This is a genomic window from Leptospira vanthielii serovar Holland str. Waz Holland = ATCC 700522 (genome assembly GCF_000332455.1).
Taxonomy (GTDB): domain Bacteria; phylum Spirochaetota; class Leptospiria; order Leptospirales; family Leptospiraceae; genus Leptospira_A; species Leptospira_A vanthielii.
On record NZ_AOGY02000077.1, the window covers coordinates 155,884 to 168,903 of the forward strand.

Sequence of the window (13,020 nt, forward strand, 5' to 3'; positions counted from 1 at the left end):
AAACGATATGCCAGCATATACCATGCCGGGTTTGATGACCGGGCAAAATACAAACGATATCGTTAAAAAACTGGTCGAACTCGAACGTAGACCCATCAGGCGATGGGAAACGGAAAACGAGTATGCCAAAGCACAAATGCAGATTTGGGGTGAGGTAAAAAACCTGACCACAAACCTCCAAACCAAAACCCGCGCCCTTGTTTCCTTTACCGCTCCTTTTGCCACCAAATCGGTCTCTTCTTCGGAAGAAGGGGTGATTACGGGAGAGGCCTCTCGTGCTGCCAAGTCTGGAAATCGAGCTCTAGAAATCACAGAAATGGCAAGCAAACATCAGTTATCTGGTGTTGCCATTGATACCGACATTCGTTTGCCAGAAGGCAGTTTTACGATCTATTCTGGAAAGTCCAAAGAGACAGTGATCTTCCCTGGCGGGGGATTACCGGAGCTCACTCAGGCCATCAAAAATATGGCCGGGGGACTTGCCGAAACTTCTCTCATTAAAATTGATAAAGACTCATCCATTCTCACTGTCACATCCGTAAAGACCGGTAAAAAAAATGAACTTCAGTTTTCTGATCCTAATGGAATTTTGAAACTGGCGGGTCTTGTTGGGGAAAACAAGGCAGGTCTTGAAAATACAAATCAATTATTATCTTTAGATTTACTCAACTCCAAGGTATGGGAACAGGCAAAGTTCAAAAAGTCGGAAACAGAAACGGAGAAGTTGCTCCAAACCGAAGAAGGAATTTCAATCAAACCAGACACTGCATTTGCAGTTCCGATTGTTGTGACGGAAATCAAAGAAAGAGCTTTTGTCGAAATTGAAATCGTTGGGGAAGCTCCTGCAGTGATGGAACTCGGGATTGGTTTTGAAAAAGAGGGCAGTGTTCGTAACAAATTCCTACCCATTTCCAAAACAGAATCCAAATATATTTTCCCTGCGGGTGATTATGCTTCGGAGAAAAATCTAACAACAATTATACTGTCTAATGCTGCGACTACCCCTGTTCTTATCAAATCGGTCACTCTTGTCACACCCCCCGCTCCGGGAACTGCCGAACCAGTTAAGGTTTTACAAGAAGGAAAAGATCTTAAAATCAAAATCGATGGAGTGGAAATCACTCGTGAAACAAACGATGCCATTGCCGATGTTTTAGAAGGGATTTCTTTTAATGTTCATAAAGTCACAGAAAAACCTGTGACTTTAAAGATCCATGTGGATCATGCCAAAGGTTCTGCCCTCATCAAAGAATGGGTGGATGCTTATAACGAACTGATGAAGTTTTCAAAGGAAGTGATTTCCGTTGAAAAAAATGCAAGAATCTCTGATAAAAAAGAAAGTGATGATTCCAAAGCAGCAGACATCTCCAAGGATTTTTGGGATAACAAATCCAAATCAGGAATCCTTGCTGGTGAAAATTCGATCCAAAGATTAATTGCTTCTTTAAAAACTACAGCTAACTCATACTATCCGGCTCCGAAAGACAATGGATTTAAAGTTCTCACAGATATTGGGATCTCCACTGGGGCTGTAGGATCCAACTGGGAAAAAATCCAAGACGGACTATTACAAATTGACCAAGAAAGACTTGTTTCCGTACTTTCTGAAAATCCAGATGGGGTTCGTGATTTGTTTGCCTCTGACCCGAATAACGATGCAAAGATGGAAGAAGGTGTTGGAATTCGATTATTAGAAATCCTAAAACCTTACAATCAATATGCTTCTGGAATTGTCACAAGCAAAGTAAAACTTTTAGAAGAAAGTGTCGCAGGGAATAATAAAAAAATCAAAGAACATGAGTCTCATCTCATTAGTTTTGAAGCCAAACTGAAACAACGGTTTCTCTACATGGAACAAGGTGTAGGGAAAAACAAATCAGTGGGTAATTATTTGCAGAATAATATGTTTAGAGGTAACGGTGGGGAATGATGAATATTTATATCAATGAACAACAATTAGATACTAAACTCGATGGCGAAACAAATCTAGGCCAAGTGTTGGATGAAATTCAAAAATGGATTGAATCCAATGGAAAGTATCTTCGTCATTTCACGGTCAACGGAAAAGAACTGAACCGTTCTGACCTAAATGCTGTGGGTGTAGACGAAACAGAACGTCTGGATTTATTTGTGGGTGAAGAATTAGATGTCATTGAAGATAGCCTTTGGGAAGTCGATAACTACGTAGACAAAGTGGGAACCACCCTTGTCGGTCGTGATTCTCTGACGGAAAAAGAAACCGAAGACTTAAAAGAAGGAATCCCTTGGATTATTTCCATGATCCAAACTACAACAAAAATTCTAAATCTAAACCTAACCCTCATACAACCTATGGGGAAAGGAAAGAACGTAGAAGAAATTTTGGAGTCTTTACAAAATGGATCCGAAGTTTTAGATTCTACAAAAGCCATTGAGACCTTTTTAGAAGACCTCCGTGATGTAAAACTTTTCCTTATGGATCTAAGCACTCGCCTTGCGGTAATGCGTATGGACGAAAGTGAACTGATTGAAATCATTTCTCGTTTTGTGGATGATAAAGAAAAAGTCATAAGAGACTTTATGGCAGTGAATGAAAACTTCCAATCAGGAAAGGATCATTTGGCTTCTGAGATTTTGAATGATGCTGTTGGTCGGCTAACAGGGCTTATGTCGGCGCTTGTATCAGTGCAAACTCGCCATTCAGAATTAGATTGGCAATCACTTTCCATTGATGAGAAAAAGTTATCAGAAGTGATCACCAGATTGAATGAAACACTTTCTAACATTGCTTCTGCGATGGAAAAAAATGATATTGTCTATGCAGGTGATATTTTGGAATACGAACTTCCTGAACTTTTAGAGGCGTTCATTCCGTTCCTTTCTCTTGTACTCGAAAGAGTTTCTGTTTAAAGATTTGGTTCTTTGGGGAATCGGGCAAAAATCCGGTTCCCAACTCCAAACAAAATCCCCACAAAAAAAACAACCCCTCCCCAAATTAGATTCAGGTTCCATCCAAGCGACTTTGTATACATAGGATCGGACCAAGTCCAGACTCCATAGGATGTGAGGATCAGTCCAAGGGTCAGAAACAAAGCGGCCAAAATAGAGGATAGGGAAATCATACCGGTAAGTTTATCCGAAGTTTTCCGCAGATACAAGACAATATTAAAGAACCAAACCGTTGACAGGATGTTCGTCCTTGGTTTTCTTTTCTGATATGGCTTTGTTTTTGGATTTGGACAATACCCTCTTACCCTCGAAACCAGCGTATGAATTTGCCATAACCGAATGTGCTAAGGATTGGGAGACTCGAAAGTTAGGTGGGAATTTCCGTTCCTTATACGAATCTGCCAGAACAAAAGTAAAAAACCAACTTGTAGGCCATAGTTCGAACCGGTTGCGACTTTTGTGTTTTAAATTGATGTTGGAGGAATCCGTGTCCTCTGGATTCCAAACCAAAGACATAGTTGATGTTTTGTGGATGGAAGAAAGATACCATTTCCATTTCCTTTCTTATTTAAAAAATGAATCTAAGAAAGAAACTTACCAAACAAAGTTATTTCCCAAACTTGTGGCTTTATCAAATCAGTTTCCTGTTTTTTTAACTACCAACGAAACCTTACGAACGCAATTATTAAAAGTATCTTCCTTTTTACCAGACCACTTTCGTTTTACGCTTATCACTTCGGAAGAGGTGGGACATGAAAAACCTACAACAGAATTCTTTTCTTATGTTTTGGAACGTTCGAAAGAAAATCCAGAGGATTGTATTTTACTCGGTGACAATTGGGACGATGATGTCCTCGGTGCGAATCGTCATGGAATTGCCAGCATTCATATTCCCGAAATGTGGGGAGTAGGTAGTGAGGTGAAGGAATATCCTTTTGAATCCTCAAGCCCCATTTGGAAGGCACCGAGTACGGTTGCAGCTCTTAACTTTGCCGAGTTATGGTTTTTTCAGAGTCAGAAATAAAGTATTATTCCAGTTGATGGTTCTAAAACTTAGAGCAAAGATAAATTTGGTAAGATAATAATAACCTAACTTAAAATAAACGGCAAGTTTACTTTTGCTACCCGATACAGAAAGGATGGGCATAAGCACTTTGTATTTGGGATCTGTAAATCCACATTGTTTTCCGAGTTCCGCAAGCGTTTTCATTTTGTAGTTGTTTACGTGGTCTTTGGCTTCAAGGTAATGAACCCCTTCCTGCATCCCTTTGAGTTTTACCTTCACATTGGCTTTGGTTAGTTGGATGGGAAAGTTAGGAGTTTGTAAAAAAAGAATCCCGCCGGGTTTAAGGAGTCCATGTAGATAAGTGAGTAGGGAATGGGGTTTCGGAATGTGTTCGATCACGTCCCATAAAGTGATGATATCAAAACTTTCTTTGGGTAGTTTAGAGTCTTGCACAAGACCCGCATGTACAGTTTTCATTCCATTTTGTTCGTTCGCAAATTTGACTGCTTGTTTAGAAATCTCATACCCCACTGCAGACCAACCTGGTTTTTTGGTGAGCACTGCTTTGACAAAAAATCCAAGGCCGCAACCCACATCGAGAAGGTTTCCTTTGTCTTTTTTTAAGTAAGTAGAAATAAAATCGGAATACACGGCACGGTGAGCATCGTCCCACCATTTTAAATCATAAGTTTGTTCTGCCCCGTCCCAATAACCTTCGTAATGTTCTTCTTGTTCATAAGAGGAATACACATGACCACAGTTTTTACATTCTAAAATGGGGGTTCCATTTTCATTGAATACGGTTTTTGACTCGGAAGATTGGCAAAGGATACAAGATTTCATGGTCTATCGGTCAGTCTAATTCATGAGAACAAGGGTCAAACCAAAAACCTTGATCCGACTTGCCAACATCCTAGGCAAAAAAAACATGGGGTGAGATAAGAGAGGAACCGATGAAAATTAACTTCACCAAAATGGAAGGAATTGGAAATGACTACGTGTATATCGATGCCACAAAAAACGATATTCGCTTGAGTCCCGAACAAATCCAAAAACTATCCGACCGCAATTTTGGAATTGGTGGAGATGGGGTGATTTTTATTCGTAACTCAAAAACGGGTGAGTTCCAAATGGACATGTACAACTCGGATGGAAGTTCTTCAGAGATGTGCGGGAATGGAGTGCGTTGTGTCGGAAAATTTGTTTTTGATCATGGCCTTACCAAAAGCCAAAAACCTACCATTGAAACGGGGAAAGGGGTTCTCACCCTCGACTTAAAAACAGGAAACAACGGCAAAGTAGAAATGGTCACCGTGGATATGGGAGAACCCATCCTAAAACCAACACTCGTTCCCATTGTATGGCCAGGTGACGAAGCAGTCATCAACCAAGTGATCGAAGTCCAAGGAAAACAATATCATTTTACGGCTGTTAGTATGGGAAACCCGCATTGTGTGATTTATGTGGATGATGCCGATGCCTTCCCCGTTAGAGAAATTGGACCACTTATCGAAAACCATCCTTTGTTTCCAAGAAGGGTGAATGTGGAATTTGTGTCCGTCAGAGGAAAAGACCATCTCTACCAAAGGACTTGGGAGAGAGGAGCCGGAGAGACCTTAGCTTGTGGTACAGGAGCTTGTGCGGTGACTGTGGCTTCTATCTTAAATGGAAAAACAGGGCGGTCCGTGCAAATTGATCTTAGGGGTGGAACTCTAAATATCGAATGGAAAGAAAATGGATCTGTGATGATGACAGGGCCCGCCAAAGAAGTATTTTCGGGAGAAGTGGAAGTTTAATTCGGTTGTAAGATTGTCCGTACTCCTTAAGCGAGTTACGGACAAATCGAATGACTGGAGATTATTTTTTTATGTAATCTACTTTTTGTAGTTCACCCATTCTGCGTTTGGTTTCGTTCGAAACTTCCACCATACCTTTGTCAAGCGGTAGGTGGGCATAGTTTTCATACTTAATCACTTCCCCAAACACTACATTGATTTTTTTATAAACCACACGTCGTTTGATATCACAAACTTCTTTTGGCATACCCATAAAGGCACGCACCAATGGAGGAATGGGATAGTCTGTAACAGTTTCTTCCTCTGGTAAGATCACAGTAGGTAGGATATCGACTTTGTTCCGAAGGCTAAAAGCAGCAAAACCAGAATGGAAATTCGCCAGTGGTGCAGAGAAATCGTTTTGCACCATATAGTCATGGCCTTCTGGAAAAATTCCAAGCACATCCCCGTTTTTAAAAACCTGTTGTACCTTTTTGATACTGGCCATAGAGATATTTCCGTCAATTGCCATGGGAATGGTTCCTGTCTTTTCGACTAAGTCTTTGAAAAGGGGGATACGCGTTGTATATTCCGCAGCAATCCAGGAAATAAACCTGGGGAAAACAGTACCTATGACAAAAGGATCCATATCGCTTCTGTGGTTGCAGGTAAGGATGAGTTTGCCATTGGGCACAATGTTATGGTAACCGTAGACAGTTGTGTTTACAGCCAAATTAAAGAACGGAGTGACAAACTTTTTGATGTTCTCGACGTTCTTTTTGACTTGGTCTACGGTGTTTTCCATATCATTCTCCTAAGATTTTCTGCCACCAAGATTTGGCAGTGGGATCCGAGTTTGGATTTCGCAGTTCGGAACCTGTTCCACTGCTACCATGAGACTCTCCTGGATCAGAGGTAAGTAGGTTTTCTCTACGTTTTTTTCCCAGATGAGGGCTTGGAACGGTTCTTTTAATCTCTTCCAACTCTTTTTGGGCGGCGGCATTGGATTTTAAAAATGCACGGATTTCATCCCATTGGGGATCAAAATCATTTCCGTACATGGCATAATTCATAAGATCAATACGATCAAAATCGGGCATGTTCAAGATTGAAAGTGATGCCCCGACAAATTCAATCCAATTTTTATTCGAGCACTCCAGAATGGGGGAGGGCCGTTCCGAAAATAATAAAGTGAGAGATAGAATCGAGTCCAAGAGACATAAGATCAAAAAAACAAACCAGAACACATCCCTTTTGCCTCAGAATGTTGTACCCTTCCCCGTACTCCCCAATAAGGAGAAAATTTTGCATCTCTGTGAAGATTTGTTTTGCGAACCGGGTAAGGAAAGGGAAGCATAGAAATGATGCCAAAACGAATCCTCCTATTAGCTTTATTTTTCCTAATTTTTCAGAACTCTATGTGTTTGAAACTTTGGACCGTGTCTTCCAAATACCGGACCACAGAAGATTCCCGAGACCATAAATCCTACCAGAAGACCCGCAGTTATCTAAAGGCAAAACAATGGTTGGAATACAAGTTGGATCCAGAACTTTCTAAAATTGAATTAGAAAACCAAGAAATAGGAGAACTTCGAGGCATTGGCCTCATTAAATGTTACGTTCCCTATGGAATTGGGGAAGTGGATGCCAACGAACATGAATTTGAATATGTGATCAAAGTGCAAGAAGGACATGCGGAGATGCAAATCAACAAAATCTTTTCCTTCATTCGGGATCCCAATGACATTATTTTGAATTATGGACCTAAAAATGAAAAGGTAGCCAAAATTACCATTCGGTCCTGCTTTCGACCACTGATGGATGATTTTTTTGAATTTATAAAATAGAAAAAAAGAGACTAATAACCAAGCGGGTTTCCCACAGTGGAACCCGTGGAACCGTAGGTGTTTGTGCCTGTTGGTGAGTCAGTAAGCCCATAGTGGTTTAGGCCATTCGAACTGCCACTGTTAGTGGATGACCTGGAAGAAGAATCTGTTGATCCTGATTGGGAAGAACCATTTTGTGTTCCATCTCCTTCCAAAAGATCTAAGATGTCTTGTCTGTTTACCAACTTGACTTCGTTACACGAAACGAATAATAGACAAAACGATAAGATACCGAGGAGATTCTTCATTCCTTTTCCATTCTGGACATTTTTTGGATGGAGTTCAACCATTTTATTCTGAAGCAGAATAGGAATAAATCCTCTCTTTGGACTCTCTTCCTTTTAGTTCGTATTCTCCTTCCGATTGGAGTTTGGAACGAATTTCTTCGGGCAACAATACGGAGGTGTTTTCAGTAAGGAGTAGGTTTTTCTTTAGTCCCTTACAAAGTCCTTCCACTCGTGATGCCGTATTGACCGTATCACCAATCACTGTAAATTCCATACGATTGGCAGAACCGATATTTCCCACAAGAAGGCTCCCTGTATGGATTCCAATTCCCATTTTAAGTTCAGTAAGTCCCTCGGCTAAAAATTGAGCATTTAAGGAATCCAGGTTTTTTTGCATTTGCAGGGCTGTTGCAAACGCACGTTCGGCGTGGTCTGCCATGGGCATCGGAGTTCCAAATACAGCAAGAATGGCATCCCCAATGAATTTGTTGATAAACCCTCCGTGGATTTCGATGGCATTACTCATTTCTTGAAAATAACGATTGAGGATGTACAATACTTCTTCGGGTTTTCGTTTTTCTGAAAGTTTAGTAAAGTCTCGAAGGTCTGAAAAAAGAATGGAAGCATCGACAACTTTCCCACCTAGACTATGTTCGTTGGATAGTAGATAATCGCGAACTCTTGGATCAACAATCCGACCAAAGGTATCTTTCATCCTTTCTCTTTCCGCAAGGCCTTCGGCCATTTCATTCACCGCATCACCGAGAAGACCCAGTTCGTCAGAGCTAAATATTTTGACCCTGGTATCAAACTTTTGTTCTTTGATGAGTTCTGTGGCTTTTTCGATTTGATTTAATGGATGTTGCAAACTGGATGCAAAAGACATAGCAAACGCAAAAGAAAAAACGAGCATAATGGCAATAACTTCAAACAAAACATCGTTATGAACCAGTTCATGGAGATTCAAAATGTTTTGATTGGTTCTGAGTAAAATTCCAAAGATTAAAAGTACAATGGGAAAGAGTGTGGATGCGGCCCAAAAGATAAATTGTTTCGTAACAATGGAAAATTGTTTTCCATGAGCATACTTTCCAAGACCCCCTTCAGGAAATACACAAGGGATGATGAGGAGTTTGTTTAAGTAAGTGGTTGTGGCATAAGAAAAGGCAAAAGCAAATAGACCCCAAAATCCAAATAAAATTGAAACGGTAACAATACTTTGGTGGGGTGCATCAGGAAAGAGTGTATCGATGCGACAAACACTTAAAAAATTAGAGAGTTCCCAACCAATAAATCCTAATATACTAATTGTTAGCGGTGAGTGAACAATTCGGTGACGAGCCCTTTCTTCGGAGATAAAGTTACAACCTTTGGAGGAAAAAAGAAATTTTGCAATGGGTAGGCTGTAAAAAAACAAAATGAGAGTGATGATGGGAAAGGGAGCCCAAGTGAATATAGCTAATGTTCTGTCGTTTTTGATTTGTGTGGCTTCAAATAATGCTAAGAACTGATCCGGTAAAAAAGCAGAGGCCGTATAGTTGGCAAAAAGAAGTGTGAACAAACAGGCACAAAAAGGGACAATAAAGTAAATTAATAAAAATGCAATGAATTGGAGGGTGCGGCCTGGTTTCATAAATGAGTTTTCCTTATACCTTGGTTCTTTTTGTGGTACGTTTCAATAAAATTCTTTGGACTTGGATGTGTTTTGCATCACTTAATGGAAAAAATAAAAAGAGGATAGAACCTAAGATAAAGAAGAATCCTACACCAGGACCAAAGATCATTGCAAGGCGAAATCCCACATCGGCGGATTGGGTGGTAGCGCCGTTTTGGAATCCAACGGCATCGAGTAAAAAACCGGTGAGAGCAATTCCAAAGGCTTGAGAAAACTTAACACCCATCTTCCAAATTCCGAAATACAAACCTTCTCTTTTCTCGCCAGTTTTGAATTCATCATAGTCCACAACATCTGTAAGAATTGAGTCCATGATAAGGATGGATCCTGCACAGATTCCTCCCACAAAAGCTGCAATGAGAGGAGGGCGTAATTCTCCATAAGGGAAGAGGGGATAAACAATGACCGTAAGAACACCAAGACCAAAAACACCGAGAAAGGCTGGGATTTTTTTTCCAATTTTTTTGGCGATCCAAACCCAGAATCCAATGGAAAGGATGAGAACCAGAAAAAATGGCAAGAGGATATTGATAACCACAAGTGATTCTTTGAGACCCAACCTATATTCATAATAATAGAGGGCAATTGCTGAATTGAATGTCCTTCCTATCGTTGCAATGATAAAGGCAAAGAGTAAAATAAGAAACATTTTGTTTTTGAGAACCGAAACAAATGCAGTAAAGAAAGGGATCTTTTGTTCTGTATGATTTCTCACGTTGTCTCTTCCTCTGGTCACAAGAAATGTAGTGATAGAGGAAACCAAAATCACAAGGGATACAATTTCTCCGGCTACGGTTCGGGATGTGATGATATTATCTTTTGAGGATTCGTCACCTAAAGATTGTAATATGGCTGCAGGCACAATCATTCCAATTAACATTCCAATATTGCTAAAAAATAACCTCCATCCAAAGATAGAAGTCCTTTCGTTTCTTTCAAAACTGAGTTCGCTACCCAAGGCAATATGGGGAACAGAAATGATCGTCATTGCGGTGTTTACAAAAAGATACACAGTCAAAAGATAAGAGAACTTACCGAGCTGTGTGGTCAGGTGCGGAGGTGAGAAGAGGAGTAACACCGCCAAGGAGAGTAAAACCCCGCCAAGGAGAATGTAGGGCCGTCTACGACCCCATTTTGTATGGGTATGGTCAGAGATCCTACCCATGAATGGATCGCTTACAGCATCCCAAAGGACCGATATGGATAAAGCAATCCCGGCCAAACTCGAATTGAGTCCTACTATTTCTGTATAATATTTTAGTAAATAAATTTGAGTAAAGAGTTGAACGGCCGTTATACCAGTCTCTGCCGATCCATATCCCATTTTGATTGGGAGTTTAAGTTTTGTTTGGTTCATTCAAGGACTCAAGTATTGGACGGAAGGAACCTCAATTCTGGAGGAAGAAATTTCTGATCTTTGGGGAAATCGATTTTAGATTACAACATTCTCTTGGGTAAATAACAGATTCGGATCAAAGAAATATCATCGATAACTTGTCCTAAGGATTCAATGAGTTTTGTGATGGCGAGTAAATTACCTTGTGTGGATTCAACGAGTGCCAAAAAAAACTGTTCATCTGAATTGACTTCTGTTTTTCCCATAGCATCTAAACGTAATACATCGTCCTTTCCATCCGATCCAATGATGATTACATCTTCCGATTGAAGTTGGAATTCTTTGATATTTTGGATGGGCATGGCACCTAAAGTTCCTAGTTTTCGGTAGGAAATATCTGCCTGTATATATTCTGCTTTTCCCTTCCTGTATAGAACTATGGGCGGATGTTCGGCATTCAAAAAAAATAACCTTCCCGTATCTTCTTCCAAAAGACCCATGGTGAGAGAAACAAGCATTGTTCCATCAAATGCTTCAAAGATCAAATGCATCTCTTGGAGATTTGTTTTTAACCAATCTGCTGGACTGATCATTTGATACCTTGGATCTGTTTTTGTTCTTTGAACAATGGATTGGAACACGGCTCCAAATACTAATGCCCCACCAGCTCCTTGCATAGACTTACCCATCGCATCAGCGTTCGCAAAAAGTAAAAACTTTCTATTTTGTAAAACTATGGAATGGGAGATATTGATATCGCCGCCAATATCGTACCTTCGGTTTTTGTATTCGAATACTTTTTTCTGTCGAACCAAATGATCCACTTCCAATTGGTTACTGTCCACATCTTTGATTGCAAGTGGATTTAGCAATTGATAGGTGAGGTAATAATCACCATCCTGTTGGATTTTTAGGTTGCTGATGTCTTGTAAGGATTGGTTTAATTCATTGGTTCTTAAGGTTACTTTTTCTTCTAATCCTTCATTTAGATTTCTAATTTCTTCATACATTCCTTTCAATGTTGTAATCACCGAATTGAGATAGAATGCTTGTTTGGCGAAATCATCGCTGGACTTGGGGGTGACAACCACATCAAAATTTCCTTTGGCAAGTTCTCCTAAGGACCTGCTAGTTTCGTTTAGTCCTTCATTCACTGACTTGGCTACTACATAAGAACATACTACCAGGGGAATAATGAAAATAAATGATACAGTAACAATGGGAATCATTGGATCTTTTACAGCAATTTCTCCCATTGCCAGCGAATAGAGAATGTAAGAAAAGATAACAAAGGGAAGGGCGGCCAAACTAAAAAAAGCGACTAGGATCCTTGAAAAATAATTAAACTTGGGGATGTCCTTTTCTTGAAGTTCTATGTTTTTGATTTGGGGAAGATCGAAAAGACGCCGGATGGAATTTTCGGAAATAAAATAATAAGTTACAAACGATATTGGAGCAATCATCACAAAGGTAAAGATTGCAGATCGAACCACCGATGGCATATAGGCCACCAAATAAAAAAACAAAAAACTGATTGGTATCACACCGGATAACCAACGTATTACGATGATAATGGCTTCGACTAAGGGATAACGAAAAAGAAGTATTTTTACAGATTTTGCATATTCGGCTTCCTCTATGGATAAGGAATAAATTCCAGAAGTGGGGATTTGGATCTTTTCAATTTTAGCATACACATATTTTAATAATAAGTGCCGGACAAAGGTACCAAGGAGACCAATCCCAGTAGCAAAAAAAACACAAAGGGCAATGAAGATACGCCAATGTTCTGGCTCCATTTTCTGAGTGATGATGGCGTAATATACGGCAAAGGGAACAGGAACCGTGTGTGTGAACGCTTCTAGTTTAAGGGTAAGATCCCAGAAAAGAGTTTCTCGTTTCACGTTGTCACCTAATCCTACCTATCTGCCTTTCTCCATAGACTGGAGGATCAATTCATAAAAGTCAAGTCGAAGGGATGGATTTCTAAATAAACTTTTGTATGCTCTGTTGTTTCATAATTATCATTTCTTTTGAATGAAATTTATATACAAATCGGTTGTTGGAAATTTTTTGTCTTTCACTACAAATTGTAGATAACACGTTCATTTTGAACTATAGTATATCACATAATCAATGTTATGTTATATAAATTTGAAATTGAAAATCATTTTCCATTCAAGACCT

Annotated in this window: 13 protein-coding genes; 5 read left to right on the forward strand and 8 right to left on the reverse strand. The window is 39.8% G+C overall.

Annotation, left to right across the window (positions count from 1 at the left end):
• Window positions 1-7 precede the first annotated feature (7 nt).
• Window positions 8-1,930 (forward strand): flagellar filament capping protein FliD, encoded by a 1,923-nt coding sequence (gene fliD / locus LEP1GSC199_RS19595; protein WP_002990919.1) that lies wholly within the window; start codon window positions 8-10, stop codon window positions 1,928-1,930.
• Window positions 1,927-2,889: a hypothetical protein gene (locus LEP1GSC199_RS19600; RefSeq protein WP_002990924.1), complete on the forward strand. Its 963-nt coding sequence runs from the start codon at window positions 1,927-1,929 to the stop codon at window positions 2,887-2,889. The genes fliD and LEP1GSC199_RS19600 overlap by 4 nt, the downstream gene beginning before the upstream one ends.
• Here the strand turns inward: LEP1GSC199_RS19600 and LEP1GSC199_RS19605 are convergent.
• Window positions 2,886-3,101, reverse strand: a complete 216-nt coding sequence (locus tag LEP1GSC199_RS19605) for a hypothetical protein (RefSeq protein WP_002991004.1) — start codon at window positions 3,099-3,101, stop codon at window positions 2,886-2,888. The two genes, LEP1GSC199_RS19600 and LEP1GSC199_RS19605, sit on opposite strands and share 4 nt — an antisense overlap.
• Window positions 3,102-3,178: 77 nt before the next feature.
• Between LEP1GSC199_RS19605 and LEP1GSC199_RS19610 the strand changes: the two genes are divergently transcribed.
• Window positions 3,179-3,952, forward strand: a complete 774-nt coding sequence (locus LEP1GSC199_RS19610; RefSeq protein ID WP_002990682.1) for an HAD family hydrolase — start codon at window positions 3,179-3,181, stop codon at window positions 3,950-3,952.
• Here LEP1GSC199_RS19610 and LEP1GSC199_RS19615 read toward each other — a convergent pair.
• Complete coding sequence (locus LEP1GSC199_RS19615; protein WP_002990728.1) at window positions 3,926-4,777, reverse strand: class I SAM-dependent methyltransferase; 852 nt, start codon at window positions 4,775-4,777, stop codon at window positions 3,926-3,928. The genes LEP1GSC199_RS19610 and LEP1GSC199_RS19615 overlap by 27 nt on opposite strands.
• A 110-nt stretch (window positions 4,778-4,887) precedes the next feature.
• Between LEP1GSC199_RS19615 and dapF the strand changes: the two genes are divergently transcribed.
• Window positions 4,888-5,730, forward strand: a complete 843-nt coding sequence (dapF, locus tag LEP1GSC199_RS19620) for a diaminopimelate epimerase (protein ID WP_002990831.1) — start codon at window positions 4,888-4,890, stop codon at window positions 5,728-5,730.
• 61 nt (window positions 5,731-5,791) lie between these two features.
• Here dapF and LEP1GSC199_RS19625 read toward each other — a convergent pair whose 3' ends face one another.
• Window positions 5,792-6,514 carry a lysophospholipid acyltransferase family protein gene (locus LEP1GSC199_RS19625; RefSeq protein ID WP_002991092.1) on the reverse strand — a complete coding sequence of 241 codons (723 nt, stop codon included), beginning with the start codon at window positions 6,512-6,514 and terminating at the stop codon, window positions 5,792-5,794.
• A 1-nt stretch (window position 6,515) separates the two neighbouring features.
• Window positions 6,516-6,809, reverse strand: coding sequence for a hypothetical protein (locus tag LEP1GSC199_RS19630; protein ID WP_002990625.1), 294 nt, complete (start codon window positions 6,807-6,809; stop codon window positions 6,516-6,518).
• 261 nt (window positions 6,810-7,070) lie between these two features.
• On the opposite strand from LEP1GSC199_RS19630, the gene LEP1GSC199_RS19640 reads away from it, so the two are divergent.
• Window positions 7,071-7,556, forward strand: a complete 486-nt coding sequence (locus tag LEP1GSC199_RS19640) for a DUF4468 domain-containing protein (protein ID WP_039927504.1) — start codon at window positions 7,071-7,073, stop codon at window positions 7,554-7,556.
• A gap of 11 nt (window positions 7,557-7,567) precedes the next feature.
• On the opposite strand, the gene LEP1GSC199_RS19645 is transcribed toward LEP1GSC199_RS19640, so the two are convergent.
• The 4 genes from LEP1GSC199_RS19645 to LEP1GSC199_RS19660 all read right to left on the reverse strand — a co-directional run bounded on the left by LEP1GSC199_RS19645 (window position 7,568) and on the right by LEP1GSC199_RS19660 (window position 12,737).
• Entirely contained in the window at window positions 7,568-7,843 is a 276-nt protein-coding gene (locus LEP1GSC199_RS19645) for a hypothetical protein (protein ID WP_232420856.1), read from the reverse strand.
• A gap of 43 nt (window positions 7,844-7,886) precedes the next feature.
• A complete protein-coding gene (locus LEP1GSC199_RS19650) occupies window positions 7,887-9,455 on the reverse strand; it encodes an adenylate/guanylate cyclase domain-containing protein (protein WP_002990757.1) in 1,569 nt (522 codons plus the stop codon).
• A gap of 13 nt (window positions 9,456-9,468) precedes the next feature.
• Window positions 9,469-10,854 (reverse strand): MFS transporter, encoded by a 1,386-nt coding sequence (locus tag LEP1GSC199_RS19655; RefSeq protein ID WP_002991022.1) that lies wholly within the window; start codon window positions 10,852-10,854, stop codon window positions 9,469-9,471.
• 80 nt (window positions 10,855-10,934) lie between these two features.
• Complete coding sequence (locus tag LEP1GSC199_RS19660) at window positions 10,935-12,737, reverse strand: SpoIIE family protein phosphatase (protein ID WP_002990894.1); 1,803 nt, start codon at window positions 12,735-12,737, stop codon at window positions 10,935-10,937.
• Window positions 12,738-13,020 lie beyond the last annotated feature (283 nt).

Coding starts and splice junctions, on each gene's coding strand:
- fliD (WP_002990919.1), top strand. CDS start 8: ATGCCAGCATATACCATGCCGGGTTTGATGACCGGGCAAAATACAAAC.
- LEP1GSC199_RS19600 (WP_002990924.1), top strand. CDS start 1,927: ATGATGAATATTTATATCAATGAACAACAATTAGATACTAAACTCGAT.
- LEP1GSC199_RS19605 (WP_002991004.1), bottom strand. CDS start 3,101: ATGATTTCCCTATCCTCTATTTTGGCCGCTTTGTTTCTGACCCTTGGA.
- LEP1GSC199_RS19615 (WP_002990728.1), bottom strand. CDS start 4,777: ATGAAATCTTGTATCCTTTGCCAATCTTCCGAGTCAAAAACCGTATTC.
- dapF (WP_002990831.1), top strand. CDS start 4,888: ATGAAAATTAACTTCACCAAAATGGAAGGAATTGGAAATGACTACGTG.
- LEP1GSC199_RS19625 (WP_002991092.1), bottom strand. CDS start 6,514: ATGGAAAACACCGTAGACCAAGTCAAAAAGAACGTCGAGAACATCAAA.
- LEP1GSC199_RS19630 (WP_002990625.1), bottom strand. CDS start 6,809: ATGCCCGATTTTGATCGTATTGATCTTATGAATTATGCCATGTACGGA.
- LEP1GSC199_RS19640 (WP_039927504.1), top strand. CDS start 7,071: ATGATGCCAAAACGAATCCTCCTATTAGCTTTATTTTTCCTAATTTTT.
- LEP1GSC199_RS19645 (WP_232420856.1), bottom strand. CDS start 7,843: ATGAAGAATCTCCTCGGTATCTTATCGTTTTGTCTATTATTCGTTTCG.
- LEP1GSC199_RS19650 (WP_002990757.1), bottom strand. CDS start 9,455: ATGAAACCAGGCCGCACCCTCCAATTCATTGCATTTTTATTAATTTAC.
- LEP1GSC199_RS19655 (WP_002991022.1), bottom strand. CDS start 10,854: ATGAACCAAACAAAACTTAAACTCCCAATCAAAATGGGATATGGATCG.